This is a genomic window from Algoriphagus sp. AK58, assembly GCF_014324365.1.
GTDB lineage: Bacteria > Bacteroidota > Bacteroidia > Cytophagales > Cyclobacteriaceae > Algoriphagus.
Genome location: NZ_QEIG01000016.1, coordinates 25,866 through 41,555, shown reverse-complemented (window position 1 = coordinate 41,555; position 15,690 = coordinate 25,866). Strand labels below are relative to the sequence as shown.

Sequence of the window (15,690 nt, the reverse complement as noted above, 5' to 3'; positions counted from 1 at the left end):
CATATTGAAAAAATCACTATTCTTGCAAACTTTAAAAAATCCGGAACACCTTTTAAAATAAACACTATGTACTGGACACTTGAACTAGCTTCCTACTTAGAGGACGCTCCCTGGCCAGCGACCAAGGATGAGCTCATCGACTACGCCATCCGCTCCGGCGCACCACTAGAAGTAGTGGAAAACCTCCAAGAACTCGAAGACGACGGAGAGCCTTACGAAACCATCGAAGAAATCTGGCCGGACTATCCGACTAAAGACGATTTCTTCTTCAATGAAGACGAATACTAAAAACCAAAAGCCCCGAATCGGGGCTTTTGTCTTTTTCAAAGGCTTGCAGATCTCTCTTATTTTTCCTGATCAACTCATAATCCCAATACCTGTCTCAGCCTAGCATAGCCGGTTTTGCTCACAGGCAGTTTCTCCCCCATTCTCAATTTCACCAAATAAGAATCTCGCTCGTAGGGCTCAATACCTGAAATTTCGTTCAGATTGATCATAAATGAGCGATGCACGCGGGCAAACTTACCGGGGTCCAAGCTTTCCTCCAGATGCTTCATGGTCATCTTCTTCAAAAACTTACCCTCTCTGGTGTGAATCGAGATGTAATCATCCTCCGCTTCAAAGTAGCTTACCTCATGAACCGGGATGATTTTGATGTCATTTTTTACACGGACTACCAGACGGTTACTTTTCTCAGCTAACAATTGGATTTCTTTTTCCTCGTCTGATTCCTTCGGACTCCCCTGGGTGAATTGGACCAAAAACCGGTCTATGGCCTGCTGAAATCTACTCTGGGAAAACGGCTTCAGTAAATAATCCAAGGCTTTGGCGTCAAACGCTTTCAGCGCATACTGATCAAAAGCGGTCGTGAATATCACCGCCGGAGGCTCGTCCAACAGCTCCAACAGCTCAAACCCTGTGATCTTGGGCATCTGTACATCCAAAAAAATCAAATCAGGCTGATGCTGCTGAATAGCCTTCAATCCTTGGAATCCATCGTGACATATTTCCAATACCTGGAATTGGGGAAAAGAACCAAGGTATTCCTGGACAATTCCGGCAGCAAGAGGCTCATCGTCGATGATGATAGTTTTGATCATAAATACTGGGGGATTTTTAGCCTTACTTCGAAGATTCCATTTTGATTGCTAGTTTGCAAAAGATCCTTTCGGCCAAAAAGGAGATAAAGTCTTCGCTCGACCGAACTGAGTCCAAAGCCCGTTCCCTCTGCGCAAACATACGATGGGTCAAAGGGATTTCTCACCACAATCAGAAGGTAATTGCCCTCCTTTTGGCATTCCACCTCGATCTTCACCTCGCCTGTTACTCCATAGAGTCCATGCTTGATGGCATTTTCCACCAAAGGTTGGATAAGCAAAGGAGGAATTTTTGCCGTCTCTGCTTCCTTTTCGACTAAAAAATCAATGGAAAGACGATGCCCAAAACGTACCCGCTCAATATCAAGGTACATTTTCAGATAGTTCAATTCTTGCTCGAGGATTTCCCATTTCTGGACATCTTTTCGAATAGTTCCCCTGAGAAAATCTGAAAGCAATAAAACCATTTCTCTGGCTTTTTGGGGCTGAGCGATGACCAGCGCGTTGATGGAATTCAGACTGTTAAACAAAAAATGAGGTTGAAGCTGCTGGCGCAATTGAGCCAATTCGGCTTCTTTGGAAAGTTCAAGCATCTGGGCTTCTCTTCGACTCAACTCCTCCTGCCGCTCGAGTTTGGAAACAACCAAGGCCAATAAAGCCACAAACTGCTCAGCCAAGCCTAAAACCGCCAAGCGTAAAAAGAAGGTGCCATTCAACAATTCCAGATATAGATCCTCTTCCGAAAACCACCAATTCAACAGGTATCGATGAGCAAGAACCAGCATCCCACTCAGCAATACCGGCAAAAGAAAAATAAGCCAAAGGTTTCGCCCTTTGGGAGAATACAGGCTAAATACCCGATCCAAAATCCCTACGCCACCCAAGAACCCTAAAGCAAAAAAGAAAGCATCAGTAAACGCAATTTCAAACTCCAAATCCTCATTTCTCAATAAAAAGAAACATCCCAGAAGCCAGATGATTCCGGCTCCAGGGACGATCCATTTTCCCAATCGGGGATTTGAAAAAGCGTTTAAAAACAAGGTATTGGTGGTATAATAGTTGGTTTAATGTCGTCAAAAGGATTTGATTTCCAAACCTCCAAACAAGATGGTTCCTTTCAGGACGACCACTTTACTGGGGTCTACTCCGCCTTCTCTGAAGAATCGCTTATCTTCCAATCCTGCAGCAATGTTGGTTACTTCGGTGCGTATATCCCAATGCGGAGGAACGATCATTTTTACTCCACCGAAGATGATGTCCACCTGAATCGTCACCACACCGTTGAAATCGACCTGAGTCAGATCCAAATCTGCCCCACCAAATGCCGCGGTGATTTTTCCGCCTTGAAAATTCTTGGACATTACTCGACGGTTAACTCCGCTGAAAATCGCATCTATATTTAATCGGTCAGCAAAAGAAGTACCTGTGGTCCGGGTAAAGCCTGAATCAGTCGTGGATTGAAAATTACCGGTGGCACCGCTTTCATCTACTACTTTAGCGTCCTCTACCTTAGAGGATGTTGTAAAGGATGTTTTTGTCTTGCGCTCGGATTCCCAGTTTCTTCGGATATCCTCCAATACTTTATTTTCTCTGTTTCGCTGGGTAATCAGGTAAATCCCAAGAATGATCAATCCGATCGGCCAGATATACTGACCAATTCCAAAATCGAGATCAAACTCCCTTTTTAAAAGGAAATAGGAACCGATAAACAGCATGATAAATCCAAAGAAGCTCTTGAACTCATGCTTGATGATGGAAAAGGTACCTATGGCGATCAAAATCATGGGCCAGGAAAGCACCCAATCTGGGATGAATAAACCCATTTTTCTTAAAAGGAGAATCACTCCGATGCCTAGAATAATAAATCCAAAGGCAATGTTTCCGTCGTTCCGTGGTTTAGTGTAGTTGCTCATAGCAGTAAAATTTAAATGTTGATCAAAACTACATTTCCCACAAAAATCGAGGAATCGACATTAGGCTAGGATGCTTAAAAAGTCGGCGAACCCATCCAAACGGTCGGTGAAAATGCAGACAGAATTTTTACCGATTACTTCCGCCTAGACAGTAGATACTCTGCGTAGTTCAAATCCTCGGGAGTAGTAAGCTTGATATTTTCCGGATTCCCATCAATCAGCGTCACTTGCCAGCCCTGAAATTCATACACGGTTGCATCATCGGTAAACTCTGTCCTCTCCGGAGTCTGAAATGCTTTCTTGATTTTTTCCAGCTGAAAAGTCTGTGGAGTCTGAACCAGTCGATAACGATGCCTTTCCCTGAAAAAACTCAACCCCTCCTCAGTTACTTCCCGAAGGGAATCTTTCAGGGTGACCACTGCGATGGCACTTCCTGTACGCTCTGCCTGTGCAAAACTCTCACGGATTACTTCTTGATTGACAAAAGGTCGAACGCCATCATGGATTGCTACCAATCCTTTATCGAAAGTAATGGCTTGAAGCCCGTTTCGGACGGATTGAAAGCGGGATTCTCCACCTGCTACGACTTGGTGTTTCAAATCGAATCGGTATTCCTCACAAAGGTTCCTCCAGAATCCAAAATCATCTTTAGGCAAGACCAAGACAAGCTGAATATTAGGATCAGCCTGAAAGAAAGCCTCTAGCGTATGCATCAAAACAGGCCTTCCTCCAATCGGGAGGTATTGCTTGGAAATTTGAGCCCCCATTCGGGTTCCCCTGCCACCTGCGACCAAAATTGCTGCTTTCTCCATTCGGTTTGATTTGATACAAAAGTAATTCTGGACAATGAAAGACCAATTAATTCCAATTCTGAAAAATGGTCATAAAAAAAGCCCCGTTTTCCGGGGCCTTAGGTCTTAGAGAATCAGCATGGCATCTCCGTAGGAGAAGAATCGGTATTTTTCTTTCACTGCTTCTTTATAGGCCTTCATGATCAAGTCATAGCCTCCGAAAGCCGCGGCTGTCATCAGCAAGGTAGATTCCGGCAAATGGAAGTTGGTGATGAGGGCATTGGCGATTTTGAAATCATAAGGAGGAATGATGAATTTGTCAGTCCAGCCACTGCTTGCCTTGAGTCTTCCTCCCGCAGTGACAGATGATTCAACGGTCTTCAGAGAGGTAGTACCTACCGCCACTACCCGCTTCTTGTTATCCAAAGCCTCGTTGACCAGCTCGACAGTTTTTTCAGGAATAAAGTAATTCTCAGAATCCATCTTATGCTTGGTAAGATCTTCCACGTCGACTTGACGGAAAGTTCCTAAGCCCACATGAAGAGTGATCGGAGTGACTTCCACACCTTTGAGCTCAAGTCTCTTGAGCAACTGGGGGGTAAAATGAAGCCCTGCAGTCGGAGCCGCCACGGCGCCTACATTTTTTGCAAATACAGTTTGATATCTTTCTCGGTCCTCAGGCTCGATTTTCCGCTCGATATATTCTTTCAACAACGGAGTCTCTCCCAATGAATCGATCGTCTTTTGGAATTCTTCCTCATTTCCGTCAAACAAAAACCGGATGGTCCTTCCTCTAGACGTCGTATTGTCAATTACCTCGGCTACCAGATCACTGTCACCAAAATAAAGCTTATTCCCTACTCTGATTTTTCTTGCAGGGTCAACCAAAACATCCCAAAGTCTCAATTCAGAATTCAATTCCCTTAAAAGAAAGACCTCGATTTTTGCTCCGGTCTTTTCTTTGTTTCCATAAAGTCGGGCTGGGAACACTTTAGTATCGTTGGTAACAAACACATCCCCTTCTCCAAAATATTCAAGGATATCTTTGAAAGTGCGGTGTTCGATTTCCCCTGTTTTCTTATGAACCACCATCAATCGGGACTCATCACGATTTTCAGTGGGGTAGAGGGCGATAAGTTTTTTGGGAACGTCAAATTTGAAATCTGATAATTTCATAGATAAGCTTTAGGAGTCTGACTCAATATTCTAACTCGGTGATTTGTTTTGCTTTAAAAAATGCAAAGTTAATAACAATAATGCCCAATTTCAGCTAACTTGACAAATTGTTTTAACCAACTATTGATCGTATGCTGTTTTTCCAACTCACTTGGGAAAGTTTCAGGTTTGCCATCACCGCCCTCAAATCCAATCTTACCCGTACTGTTTTGTCCCTTTTGGGGGTAACAGTGGGGATTTTCGCCATTATCGCTGTATTTACACTGGTAGATTCACTGGAAGGAAAAATTAAATCTTCCTTTGCCTTTCTCGGTACCAATGTGATGCGGGTAGATCGTTTTCCATTTGCTTCAGGCCCTCAGGATTATCCTTGGTGGAAATATTTCCAAAGACCCCCCGGGACATTTGCCGAGTATAAATTCCTCGAACAAAGACTTCAAAACGCTGAAGGAGTAACTATTTCGGCCTCTGCCACAGCTACAGTTCAGGCAGGAAGCAACTCCTACCAAGGGACTTCACTCTCCGGTGTAGCCTACACCTATCAGGATGTTTATGAAGTAGCTTTAGAAGAAGGCCGATACTTCTCCGAATCAGAAATCAATGCCTCCCGTAACCTAATCATCATTGGTAAAAAGATTGCCACGACCCTTTTTCCAAACCAGCCTGCTTTGGGAAAAGAGGTAAAAATCAAAGGCATGAAATTTACCGTCATTGGGATTTTTGAGGAGGAAGGAGAAGGATTCTTGGAATTGCCCTCCAAGGATGAGGCCTGTCTGATCCCCTTTGGAGCATTTAATAAAATGTATTACACCGGAAGGAATGGTCTTGAGCCAACCATTGCTGCAAAAGGCAAGGATACGGATGTGGGATTGGTTGCTTTGGAAAATGAAATGACCGGCCTGCTTCGAGCAAAACGGGGACTAAAACCTACTCAAGAAGACAATTTCGCGCTCAATAAGACGGAGTTTATCCAAAATGCCATCGGATCAATTTTTGACGTGATTTCCGTGGCCGGTTGGGTGATAGGTGGATTTTCAATCCTCGTAGGAGGTTTTGGAATTGCCAATATCATGTTTGTGTCAGTAAGAGAACGGACCAATATCATCGGAATCCAAAAGTCCTTGGGAGCAAAGAATTATTTTATTCTTTTCCAATTCCTTTTCGAAGCTGTTTGCTTAAGTCTCATCGGGGGAGGAACAGGGATTCTGCTCGTTTACTTCCTAAGTTTTGTTCAACTCGGGAGTTTAGAATTGATTTTGTCCTTCAAAAATATCATCCTAGGCTTAGGAGTTTCGTCTGCTATTGGTGTAGTAGCGGGAATTGTACCTGCAACACTGGCAGCAAGAATGGATCCTGTAGAGGCGATCCGGACAGCTTAATCGGAGAATTAAAAAAGGAGGCGCTTGCCTCCTTTTTTGCGTTCATTTAGACTGAAAATCAATCTTCCAAATCTACTGTTGGCTCTGTAGGAAGGAGACCTGAAGCAGCTTTGATTTTTCCTTCCAGCTCTTCCATGAGTTCGGGATTGTCTAATAGTAAGTTTTTAACAGCATCTCTTCCCTGACCCAATTTTTCGCCATTGTAAGAGAACCAGGATCCTGCCTTCTTAATGATATCCAATTCTACCCCGAGATCAATGACTTCTCCTACTTTTGAGATTCCCTGACCATACATGATATCAAATTCAACCACTTTGAAAGGCGGGGCTACCTTGTTTTTCACCACTTTTACTCGCGTTCTGTTGCCGAGCACATTGTCTGCACCTTCTTTGATTTGCCCCACTCTTCGGATATCCAATCTTACAGATGCGTAAAACTTGAGTGCATTACCACCAGTTGTTGTTTCGGGGTTGCCAAACATGACGCCGATTTTGTCACGAAGCTGGTTGATAAAAATACATGCACAGCCGGTCTTGTTGATTGCACCGGTAAGTTTTCTCAATGCCTGGGACATCAATCGAGCCTGAAGCCCCATTTTACTTTCTCCCATTTCACCTTCCAGTTCGCCCTTAGGAACCAAAGCGGCCACGGAGTCAATGACAATGATATCAATCGCTCCAGAACGGATGAGATGCTCGGCGATTTCCAAAGCTTGCTCGCCATTATCAGGCTGAGAGATCAGGAGGTTCTCGGTATCTATTCCGAGTTTTTCAGCATAGTTTTTATCAAAGGCGTGTTCTGCATCAATAAATGCAGCCAATCCACCGGCCTTTTGGGCTTCGGCAATGCAGTGCATAGTCAGCGTAGTCTTACCTGAGGATTCCGGACCGTAGATTTCGATCACTCTGCCTCTGGGTATTCCCCCTACGCCCAATGCCATGTCCAATCCCAAAGAACCTGTGGAGATCGCCGGCACATCTTGCACTTTATTGTCACTAAGCTTCATTACGGTGCCTTTACCGTAAGTTTTTTCCAGCTTGTCGATTGTCAGCTGTAAAGCTTTGAGTTTTTCTGCGTTATTACTCATGAGAAGTTGATAAAATGGAAATTAAATTGTTCAATTTAGTCAAAGACAAAGGCATAACCAAAGGACAGGCTGCTATTGTTTTCGAAAGCCAAATTCGTACTTTTAATCGTCCAAACAGTGCGTTTTTTCGTATTTATCCACAAGACAAGAGGTTTTTGTCACGTATTGTCAGATATCCAATGAATTACCCTTTGAGATTTCTAGCCGCCCTTATTCTCTTTCCGATCATGCAATGCCTTGGACAGACCAATCCAAAAAATACGGCATTTACTTTTGGAGAAGAATTGCACTTTGAAGTTTCTTATGGCTGGCTAGACCTGGCTGAAGCAAAATTGCAAGTTGGAAAAAGAGCTGTTATGGAAGACTCAAGACCTCATTACAAGATAGATGCATTTGGCAAAACAAAAGGAGCGGCAACGATTTTCGGAAAAGTAAACGATAACTGGGGTACTCACTTGGATACAGGGTCGCTATTGCCAAGCATATCCTACAGATACATCGAAGAGGGAAAGTATAGAAAAAATGAGAAAGTCTATTTTGACCAGATCAACAGAAAAGCCAAAATGGAATTGTATGACAGGGAAAATAAAGTACTCAAGGAAGTAAAAGAGTTTAAGCTTCCCAGTCAGGTTCAAGATTTGGTAAGCGGATTTTACCTGCTTCGGGCTATGGATTTATCCAATTTGAAAAAAGGACAGGAAATTCTGATTACGGGCTTTTTCGATAAAGAAATATATAATATAAAATTAATATTCGAGGGAACTGAAAAGATTGAAACAAACCTCGGAACGAAAGACACCTATATTTTTTCCCCTCAAATGCCAAAAAACAGACTGTTCAGAGGTGAATTTCCTGTCAAAGTCTGGGTCACTAAGGATCAGAACAAAATCCCTGTTAAAATCAAAGCCAACTTGTTCATTGGATCGCTCAACATAGACATTGCTTCTGCAAAAGGACTCAGAAACAATTGATTAATATAGAATTAACATTTGGTTAACAAGCGGGATGATAACCAAAGATTTTCTGCTTTTCACCCTCAAAATCCTCTTACTAGCGAAGTATTGTTTGGTTCTTATCGTGTAATATTCCTTAATTTTAACCTGACTATTAAGAAATCCTTTCATGGCAGACAAACAGAAAATTAAGGTTTTGGTGGTAGATGACGAACCAGACATCGTCGAAATCCTCAAATACAATCTCCAGAAAGAAGGCTACGAAGTCGCCACTGCTGAGGACGGTATCAAAGCGGTAAAAACAGCTATAAAGTTTCAGCCTGATGTGATTTTGCTGGATATCATGATGCCTAATCAAGACGGAGTCGAAACCTGCCTGCAAATTCGTCAGATTCCCGAACTGAAGCATGCCTTTATTATCTTCCTCACCGCACGCATGGAAGAATATTCCGAGGTAGCAGCATTCGACGTAGGGGCAGATGACTACATCACCAAGCCCATCAAACCTCGGGCACTGATGAGCAGGATTGCCGCACTTTTCCGAAGGGAATCCAAAAAAGAACAGGAACAGGCCCAGATCAAAATCCGTGATTTAGTCATCGATCGGGGCAGCTATACCATCGACAAATCCGGCAAGACCATCACCCTACCCAAAAAAGAATTCGAACTGTTGTATTTCCTGGCCAAAAACCCTAATATGGTTTTCAGCCGTGATGAACTACTCCATAATATCTGGGGATCTGACGTATTTGTACTCGCCCGAACAGTGGATGTACACATCCGAAAAGTCCGAGAAAAAATCGGGGAAGACTACATCACTACTGTCAAAGGAGTAGGATACAAGTTCGACTTAGGTTAAAAAATGCTCACCGGATCCAGAGGGATATCTTTAATACTAGCCATTGCCATCGCCAGTTTGGTAATGGCATTTTTGTCTTTGATCCCTTCCACTTCCATGACCGTCCTTTGGGGAGCTCTAATATTGGCTTTTTCCATTTCTTACCTCCTGATCAATATCACTTTGGAATTCCTGGTCTATCGAGAGATCGGCAACATTTATAATCTCCTCGACAAAATCCAAAAGAAGGACCTTTCTGAAATACAGGACAAATCAATCCGGTCTTCCCTTTCTCCCCTTCGAAAAATCAACTCCGTCATCAATTCTTATGCCCTTGCCAGGCAAAGAGAAATTGAGACACTCCAGAAAAATGCAGAATTCAGAAGAGAATTCATCGCAGATATCTCGCACGAGCTGAAGACTCCGATTTTTGCCACACAGGGGTACATCCATACCCTACTCGATGGGGCAATCGACGACAAGCAGGTGCGGATGAAGTTCCTTAAAAAAGCTGCCAAAAGTCTGGATTCACTCGACCACTTGGTGCAGGACCTCTTGACCCTGAACCAGATGGAAAGTGGGGTGATCAAGTTTACTTTTACCGAGTTTGACTTGAAAGAACTTATCCAGGAAGTTATCGAGGAGTTGGAACACAAAGCCTCCAAAAGAGAAGTGACCATCAAACTAGAGGTGGAACCAGGAAAAAACTACACCACCCTGGCTGACCGCCAAAAAATCTACCGAGTCTGCCAAAACTTGATTTTCAACGCAGTGAAGTACAACCACAACGGAGGGGAAGTCATGGTAGGGATCAAGGCGAGCAAAAACCAGATTCAAGTAGATGTCAAAGACAATGGACTCGGTATCCCTCCAGAGGATTTGAAGCGGATTTTTGAGAGATTCTATCGGGTGGAAAAAAGCCGGTCCAAAGAAAAAGGTGGAACTGGACTTGGCCTCGCTATTGTCAAGCATATTCTGGAAGGCCACAAAAGCAAAATATCCGTCAGCTCTACAGTAGGAAAAGGATCCATTTTCAGCTTCCAACTGCCTCTAGAAAAGGAAAAGAAGGTGCAGGAAAAAGAACCTACTGAGGCCAAAGCCTGATTTTTGACAAGACATAGCTGTCCTGCTTCACCAGAAGCTGGACATAATTATCTTAGAATTTATGGATTTGAGGGATAATCCTGCTTTCGGAAAAGCAGGATAACAGCTAACTGGAAACCAAGACCTTGGTGTCTTCCGCAGCTTTGCGAGACATGCTTAGTGCTGCTTTCGGAAAAGCAGCATTACTGACAGAGAATTCCCTAAGCCACGTATTCCTCAAAAAGCTTTTCCAAAGTCTCCTGTAAATCCTCCGTAAATCCCGAGTGCGGACGGGAAGTCTGTAGCATCGAGCTCCTCATTGCGGTCAGCCATCGAAATCTGGAAGCCGCATCCTGCTTGCCTATAGGATTGCCGTTAGGATCGCCTTGGCAGATTTTTTCAAACGATTCAAGGTAGCATTCAAAAACAGAAAAATCTGAAAGTGGATCCAAGGCCAATAATTTCTCCTTTGGAAGATGGATTTTGCAGGCGATGAAATGTTGACGTTTGCAGCAAATCACCACACCCACATTGACAAATTCCTCACGCTCTACCCGAGGAACCAGCCGAATCACTGCATACTCAAACAAGTGCTTTCCTTGCATCTTCAGCCTGGTTTAAGAATACCTGAGAATTTTCCAGCCTCTTCGTCAAAAAGGCAACATACACAGCCCGTGCTTCCTCGGCGGTCTCCACATCTCTTGATGCCAACAGCCACTCATCGGGAACCTCTGAGACAACTTCCTGAATCATGGACAACGTGATCAATGACTTCATTTCCTGATCCACCTTCGCCAAAAGGCTTGCCTTAGGCAATAGTACGTGATCCTTGATCATGGCAAAGGGACTGAGTGCCTGACTTTCCCAATTTTCCCAAGTATGGTGGAACAGAAAAGAAGCTCCGTGATCGATCAGCCACAGTTCTCGGTTCCAGATCAGTAAATTGGTATTTCTGAAAGTCCGGTCCACATTGTTTATCCAGCTGTCAAACCAGACAATTTTGGAAGCCAACTCCTCATCCACCTGACTTGCCCCGGGATCAAAGGTCATGGCTTTGGACAAAAAATGCAGCGCGAGATTTTGCCCCTGAGAACCTTTGAGCAAATCCTGAATCTCCTCATCTCCCTCTGAATTGCCAAAAGCGGCATCGAGCTCGGCAAACACGATCTCCGGCACTTTAAAGCCCAATCTTCGAGCTAACTCTCCTCCGATCAGTTCCGCGATCAGCGCTTTTTCCCGTTGGCCTGCACCTCGGAATTTGAGCACATAATTAAAGCCATCATCCGCCTCAGCCAATGCCGGCAAGGAACCGCCTTCTCTTAAGGGCATCACGTAGCGGGTGACATTTACTGTTCTTAGTCCGTGCATTTAGTCAATTGGCTTCCTACAAAATTAAATTCAAAGGCAAGTTACAACCACATTAAATATTATATGCCAAGCCAAGGTCATTTAATCCATCCTTCCAGTTCAATAATCCATCCTTCCAGTTCAAACTTAATTTTAATAATACTTTTTATTGCCCTTGAGGAATAGCTACTTTTGCACCCTCTTTGAAGAGGCAGGAGATCCATGAAGAAAGTAGATTTTCAGAACCTTATACTGTTTGAAAACGAGGATTACCTGGTGATCAACAAGCCACCTTACCTTTCGAGCTTAGACGACAGGCACGAGGCGCAAAACATCCTTGACCTTGCCAAGGCGCACACAGCAGATGCCCAGCTGTGTCACCGACTGGACAAGGAAACCTCAGGATGTCTGGTGATTGCCAAGCATCCAGAGGCCTACAGGCACTTGGCCATTCAGTTTGAAAACAGAGAGGTGGAGAAAGTCTACCATGCCGTAGTGGAAGGAATTAAGGAATTCAGCGAAGAGCTGGTAGACCGTAACCTTTTGGCAAACAATAAAGGAATCGCCAAAGTAAGTAAAGAGGGAAAGCCCGCGCAGACCATCTTCAACACCTTGAAGACCTATTATGCGCATACCTTAGTTGAGTGCAAGCCCATCACCGGTCGCCTGCATCAGATTCGGGTTCATTTGGCTTACCTCAAGTCTCCGATTTGTGGAGACACCTTATATGGAGGCAATCCCTTATACCTTTCTTCACTCAAGCGCCGCTTCAATCTCAAAAAAGACACCGAAGAGCTTCCAATCATGCAGCGGGTTTCCCTGCATGCTTATTCGATTCGGTTTGCGGGTTTGGATGGCAAAGACATTTCAGTCCATGCACCCTATCCAAAAGATTTCCAGGTTTTGGTCCAGCAATTGGAAAAAAACGCCTGATCAAGCCGGTTTAAGCCCTGCAAAACCAAATCTTCATTGGAGACAAACACCTAAGCCTATGAAATCGAGCAGCGCAAAAAGACTCAAAATGAGAGACGCACAGCCTTGCGAGATTCCATGTGACCAATAAAACAATTATAACCACATGAAAATTAGCGCTTAGGATTGTAAATAGTTTGCATAAAAAAATAAATGCTTCTATCTTTGTGTCCCTTTTTGGGGTCGATAATTAATTAATAAGCTAAAAATTAAACAGTTACAAAGTGGATACTCTGAGCTATAAAACCATCTCAGCCAACAGCTCCACCGTAGAAAAGCAATGGGTGATTGTGGATGCCCAGTCTGCTATTCTTGGACGCTTGGCGAGTGAGGTTGCGAAAATCCTGAGAGGAAAGACGAAGCCTAGCTTCACTCCTAACGTAGATTGCGGCGACAATGTGATCGTAATCAACGCTGACAAGGTAAGACTGACGGGAGACAAGTGGGACGCAAAAGTATATGTGCGCCACACCGGTTACCCAGGTGGACAGCGAATCTCAACTCCTAAATTGTTGAAGCAGAAGTCTTCAACCATTTTGATTGAGAAAGCTGTAAGAGGCATGTTGCCAAAAAACAGATTGGGAAGCAAGTTGTACGGTAATCTGTACGTGTATGAAGGATCTGAGCATCCACATGCCGCACAGCAGCCAAAAGCCATCACCCTTTAATCGCTAAATCATGGAAATGATCAACACAATCGGTAGAAGAAAGACCTCCGTAGCCCGTATCTACATGACTCCGGGAAATGGAAAAATCACCGTAAACAACAAGGCAATTGAAGTGTACTTCCCATTTGACCTACATCAGATTGTCGTAAAGCAGCCTCTTGCCCTAGTGGGTGTAGAAGGTAACTACGACGTCAACATCAATGTAGACGGTGGTGGTATCAAAGGACAGGCTGAAGCAGCTCGTATGGCAATCTCCAGAGCGCTATGCGAATTCGATGCTGAGCACAGAGGTCCTTTGAAGAAAGAAGGTTTCCTTACCCGTGACCCTAGAATGGTCGAGCGTAAGAAGCCAGGACGTAGAAAAGCAAGAAGAAGATTCCAGTTCTCTAAGCGTTAATCGGAACGATCTTCATTCAATAGAAAACAATTTCATTCATGTCAAAAATCGAATACAAAGACTTACTGGATGCTGGTGTTCACTTCGGACACTTGACGAGAAAGTGGGATCCAAGAATGGCTCCATATATCTTTATGGAGAAGAACGGTATCCATATTATCGACCTCAACAAAACGCTTGCTTGCCTCGAAGAAGCATCCAACGCAATCAAGCAAATCGTACGTTCCGGCAAAAAAGTAATGTTTGTCGCTACGAAAAAACAAGCCAAAGATCTAGTAGCTGCAGAAGCTCAGCGTCTGAATATGCCTTACGTGACCGAAAGATGGTTGGGTGGTATGTTGACCAACTTCGCTACGATCCGTAAGTCCCTCAAGAAAATGTCAGGTCTTGAAAAACTGATGAAAGAGGACGCTTACAAAAACTTGGCTAAAAAAGAGCGTCTGATGGTAAGCCGTCAGAAAGACAAAATGGAAAGCGTATTGGGCGGTATCTCCGACCTAAGCAGACTTCCTGCAGCTCTTTTCGTAGTGGACATCAAGAGAGAACACATCGCGATTGCAGAAGCTCAAAAATTGGGCATTCCAGTGTTTGCCTTGGTAGATACCAACTCTAACCCAAATGAGGTGGATTTCCCAATCCCAGCAAATGACGACGCATTCAAGTCAGTTTCTCTTTTGGTAAAAGCATTTGGCGCAGCTATCGAAGAAGGTCTTTCTGAGCGTAAGAGAGACAAGGACGATGCTAAACTTTCTGAAGAGGAAGAAGCAAAAAGAGCTGTGGACGCTGAAACACAAGAATAATCCACAATCGATTTGAATACACAAAAATTGAACATCTGGCTTAGGTCGATGTTCAATTTTTTGTTTTTGCCTGACTTGAGCCTACCTGCTTCGGTTAACAAAAACATCACGTTGCGAGGACTTTTCTTCTTCTAATTTTGGCCTCCGACACTCCAAAATGAATTCTATAATCTGTTGATAAATAAACTGATCACACAATGGCAATTACTGCACAAGACGTAAACAAACTGAGACAAATGACCGGTGCCGGTATGATGGACTGCAAAAAAGCTTTGACAGAAGCGGAAGGCGACTTCGAAAAAGCAGTGGACATCCTCAGAAAAAAAGGTCAAAAAGTATCTGCTTCCAGAGCTGACCGCGAAACCAAAGAAGGCGTGGTTGTAACCCGCGTAGCAGATGGCGGAGCTAAAGGCATCCTTCTTTCGTTGACTTGCGAGACTGACTTCGTAGCTAAAAACGAAGAGTTCGGTGCTTTCGCAAATACTTTAATCGATCTGGCTGTAAACAATGGCTGCACTGAAAAAGAGCAAATTCTTGCTCTTCCTTTCGAAAACATCACCGTAGCTGAGAAAATCGTAGAAATGACCGGTAAAATCGGTGAGAAAATCGAAATCTCTCACTACGAAGTCATCAACGCTGAGAAGGTAGTTACCTACATCCACTCCAATGGTAAATTGGGTGTATTGGTAGGAATGGTGAATACTTCTGGTGCTGACGTAGAAGAGGCAGGAAAAGACGTAGCAATGCAGATTGCAGCAATGAACCCTGTAGCCGTGGATAAAGACGGTGTAGATGCTTCTATGATCGAGCGTGAAATCGAAATCGGCAAAGAGCAGGCCAGAGCGGAAGGCAAACCGGAAGAAATGCTTGAAAAAATCGCTTTGGGTAAACTCCAGAAGTTCTACAAAGAAAGCACTTTGTTGAGCCAGCAGTTTGTGAAAGACAACTCCGTGTCTATCGCACAATACCTGAACAACGTAAGCAAAGGCTTGACTGTAAACGCATTCAAGAGAATCTCTATCGGGTAATTTCCCGATCCCTTAATACTAAAAAAACCCTCCCGGAGCGATCTGAGAGGGTTTTCTTTTTTTCAAACAATTTAATCGCTTATCTCTTACATTTCAATAGATTAATAGGTACATTGGGTGATTATATTTTGCATTGCAAACTCCAACTCTATTTTAACTAT

The 15,690-nt window shown here is 43.8% G+C and carries 18 protein-coding genes; 10 read left to right on the top strand and 8 right to left on the bottom strand.

What is annotated here, in order from left to right:
* Window positions 1–66 precede the first annotated feature (66 nt).
* Window positions 67–288 (top strand): DUF2795 domain-containing protein, encoded by a 222-nt coding sequence (locus DDT91_RS14810; RefSeq protein WP_026952747.1) that lies wholly within the window; start codon window positions 67–69, stop codon window positions 286–288.
* Window positions 289–362: 74 nt separating this feature from the next.
* Here the strand turns inward: DDT91_RS14810 and DDT91_RS14805 are convergent, their stop codons facing one another.
* From DDT91_RS14805 to queA, 5 genes are all read right to left on the bottom strand, one after another.
* Window positions 363–1,100, bottom strand: a complete 738-nt coding sequence (locus DDT91_RS14805; protein ID WP_187176972.1) for a LytTR family DNA-binding domain-containing protein — start codon at window positions 1,098–1,100, stop codon at window positions 363–365.
* Window positions 1,097–2,107 carry a sensor histidine kinase gene (locus DDT91_RS14800; RefSeq protein ID WP_222718656.1) on the bottom strand — a complete coding sequence of 337 codons (1,011 nt, stop codon included), beginning with the start codon at window positions 2,105–2,107 and terminating at the stop codon, window positions 1,097–1,099. The genes DDT91_RS14805 and DDT91_RS14800 overlap by 4 nt, the downstream gene beginning before the upstream one ends.
* Before the next feature lie 63 nt (window positions 2,108–2,170).
* On the bottom strand, window positions 2,171–3,010 hold the full coding sequence (locus tag DDT91_RS14795) for a LiaI-LiaF-like domain-containing protein (protein WP_187176971.1): 840 nt from the start codon (window positions 3,008–3,010) through the stop codon (window positions 2,171–2,173).
* A gap of 134 nt (window positions 3,011–3,144) precedes the next feature.
* A complete protein-coding gene (locus tag DDT91_RS14790; protein ID WP_187176970.1) occupies window positions 3,145–3,822 on the bottom strand; it encodes a 2-C-methyl-D-erythritol 4-phosphate cytidylyltransferase in 678 nt (225 codons plus the stop codon).
* 105 nt (window positions 3,823–3,927) lie between these two features.
* Complete coding sequence (gene queA, locus DDT91_RS14785; protein ID WP_187176969.1) at window positions 3,928–4,977, bottom strand: tRNA preQ1(34) S-adenosylmethionine ribosyltransferase-isomerase QueA; 1,050 nt, start codon at window positions 4,975–4,977, stop codon at window positions 3,928–3,930.
* Window positions 4,978–5,108: 131 nt separating this feature from the next.
* Here queA and DDT91_RS14780 point away from each other — a divergent pair, with 131 nt between their 5' ends.
* Complete coding sequence (locus DDT91_RS14780) at window positions 5,109–6,356, top strand: ABC transporter permease (protein WP_187176968.1); 1,248 nt, start codon at window positions 5,109–5,111, stop codon at window positions 6,354–6,356.
* A 58-nt stretch (window positions 6,357–6,414) separates the two neighbouring features.
* Here DDT91_RS14780 and recA read toward each other — a convergent pair whose 3' ends face one another.
* On the bottom strand, window positions 6,415–7,443 hold the full coding sequence (gene recA, locus DDT91_RS14775; RefSeq protein ID WP_187176967.1) for a recombinase RecA: 1,029 nt from the start codon (window positions 7,441–7,443) through the stop codon (window positions 6,415–6,417).
* Window positions 7,444–7,622: 179 nt separating this feature from the next.
* Between recA and DDT91_RS14770 the strand changes: the two genes are divergently transcribed.
* From DDT91_RS14770 to DDT91_RS14760, 3 genes are all read left to right on the top strand, one after another.
* The gene (locus DDT91_RS14770) at window positions 7,623–8,414 is read left to right on the top strand and encodes a DUF3108 domain-containing protein (RefSeq protein ID WP_255502131.1); all 792 of its coding nucleotides are present in this window, start codon (window positions 7,623–7,625) and stop codon (window positions 8,412–8,414) included.
* Between the two features lie 151 nt (window positions 8,415–8,565).
* A complete protein-coding gene (locus DDT91_RS14765; protein ID WP_187176965.1) occupies window positions 8,566–9,255 on the top strand; it encodes a response regulator transcription factor in 690 nt (229 codons plus the stop codon).
* Window positions 9,256–9,258: 3 nt separating this feature from the next.
* Window positions 9,259–10,338, top strand: a complete 1,080-nt coding sequence (locus DDT91_RS14760) for a cell wall metabolism sensor histidine kinase WalK (protein ID WP_187176964.1) — start codon at window positions 9,259–9,261, stop codon at window positions 10,336–10,338.
* A 200-nt stretch (window positions 10,339–10,538) separates the two neighbouring features.
* Here DDT91_RS14760 and DDT91_RS14755 read toward each other — a convergent pair whose 3' ends face one another.
* Together DDT91_RS14755 and DDT91_RS14750 are read right to left on the bottom strand one after the other, a co-directional pair.
* Window positions 10,539–10,922 (bottom strand): DUF3037 domain-containing protein, encoded by a 384-nt coding sequence (locus DDT91_RS14755; protein WP_187176963.1) that lies wholly within the window; start codon window positions 10,920–10,922, stop codon window positions 10,539–10,541.
* Window positions 10,900–11,685 carry a HipA family kinase gene (locus tag DDT91_RS14750; RefSeq protein ID WP_187176962.1) on the bottom strand — a complete coding sequence of 262 codons (786 nt, stop codon included), beginning with the start codon at window positions 11,683–11,685 and terminating at the stop codon, window positions 10,900–10,902. The genes DDT91_RS14755 and DDT91_RS14750 overlap by 23 nt, the downstream gene beginning before the upstream one ends.
* A gap of 201 nt (window positions 11,686–11,886) precedes the next feature.
* Here DDT91_RS14750 and DDT91_RS14745 point away from each other — a divergent pair, with 201 nt between their 5' ends.
* From DDT91_RS14745 to tsf, 5 genes are all read left to right on the top strand, one after another.
* Window positions 11,887–12,597 carry an RluA family pseudouridine synthase gene (locus tag DDT91_RS14745; protein WP_187176961.1) on the top strand — a complete coding sequence of 237 codons (711 nt, stop codon included), beginning with the start codon at window positions 11,887–11,889 and terminating at the stop codon, window positions 12,595–12,597.
* 263 nt (window positions 12,598–12,860) lie between these two features.
* Window positions 12,861–13,304 (top strand): 50S ribosomal protein L13, encoded by a 444-nt coding sequence (rplM, locus tag DDT91_RS14740; protein ID WP_111393130.1) that lies wholly within the window; start codon window positions 12,861–12,863, stop codon window positions 13,302–13,304.
* A gap of 10 nt (window positions 13,305–13,314) precedes the next feature.
* Window positions 13,315–13,701 carry a 30S ribosomal protein S9 gene (gene rpsI, locus DDT91_RS14735; RefSeq protein ID WP_187176960.1) on the top strand — a complete coding sequence of 129 codons (387 nt, stop codon included), beginning with the start codon at window positions 13,315–13,317 and terminating at the stop codon, window positions 13,699–13,701.
* A 38-nt stretch (window positions 13,702–13,739) separates the two neighbouring features.
* Window positions 13,740–14,501 (top strand): 30S ribosomal protein S2, encoded by a 762-nt coding sequence (gene rpsB / locus DDT91_RS14730; protein WP_187176959.1) that lies wholly within the window; start codon window positions 13,740–13,742, stop codon window positions 14,499–14,501.
* Window positions 14,502–14,698: 197 nt separating this feature from the next.
* Window positions 14,699–15,529, top strand: a complete 831-nt coding sequence (tsf, locus tag DDT91_RS14725; RefSeq protein WP_187176958.1) for a translation elongation factor Ts — start codon at window positions 14,699–14,701, stop codon at window positions 15,527–15,529.
* The last annotated feature ends 161 nt before the right edge of the window (window positions 15,530–15,690 follow it).

Coding starts and splice junctions, on each gene's coding strand:
- DDT91_RS14810 (WP_026952747.1), top strand. CDS start 67: ATGTACTGGACACTTGAACTAGCTTCCTACTTAGAGGACGCTCCCTGG.
- DDT91_RS14805 (WP_187176972.1), bottom strand. CDS start 1,100: ATGATCAAAACTATCATCATCGACGATGAGCCTCTTGCTGCCGGAATT.
- DDT91_RS14795 (WP_187176971.1), bottom strand. CDS start 3,010: ATGAGCAACTACACTAAACCACGGAACGACGGAAACATTGCCTTTGGA.
- DDT91_RS14790 (WP_187176970.1), bottom strand. CDS start 3,822: ATGGAGAAAGCAGCAATTTTGGTCGCAGGTGGCAGGGGAACCCGAATG.
- queA (WP_187176969.1), bottom strand. CDS start 4,977: ATGAAATTATCAGATTTCAAATTTGACGTTCCCAAAAAACTTATCGCC.
- DDT91_RS14780 (WP_187176968.1), top strand. CDS start 5,109: ATGCTGTTTTTCCAACTCACTTGGGAAAGTTTCAGGTTTGCCATCACC.
- recA (WP_187176967.1), bottom strand. CDS start 7,443: ATGAGTAATAACGCAGAAAAACTCAAAGCTTTACAGCTGACAATCGAC.
- DDT91_RS14770 (WP_255502131.1), top strand. CDS start 7,623: ATGAATTACCCTTTGAGATTTCTAGCCGCCCTTATTCTCTTTCCGATC.
- DDT91_RS14765 (WP_187176965.1), top strand. CDS start 8,566: ATGGCAGACAAACAGAAAATTAAGGTTTTGGTGGTAGATGACGAACCA.
- DDT91_RS14760 (WP_187176964.1), top strand. CDS start 9,259: ATGCTCACCGGATCCAGAGGGATATCTTTAATACTAGCCATTGCCATC.
- DDT91_RS14755 (WP_187176963.1), bottom strand. CDS start 10,922: ATGCAAGGAAAGCACTTGTTTGAGTATGCAGTGATTCGGCTGGTTCCT.
- DDT91_RS14750 (WP_187176962.1), bottom strand. CDS start 11,685: ATGCACGGACTAAGAACAGTAAATGTCACCCGCTACGTGATGCCCTTA.
- DDT91_RS14745 (WP_187176961.1), top strand. CDS start 11,887: ATGAAGAAAGTAGATTTTCAGAACCTTATACTGTTTGAAAACGAGGAT.
- rpsI (WP_187176960.1), top strand. CDS start 13,315: ATGGAAATGATCAACACAATCGGTAGAAGAAAGACCTCCGTAGCCCGT.
- rpsB (WP_187176959.1), top strand. CDS start 13,740: ATGTCAAAAATCGAATACAAAGACTTACTGGATGCTGGTGTTCACTTC.
- tsf (WP_187176958.1), top strand. CDS start 14,699: ATGGCAATTACTGCACAAGACGTAAACAAACTGAGACAAATGACCGGT.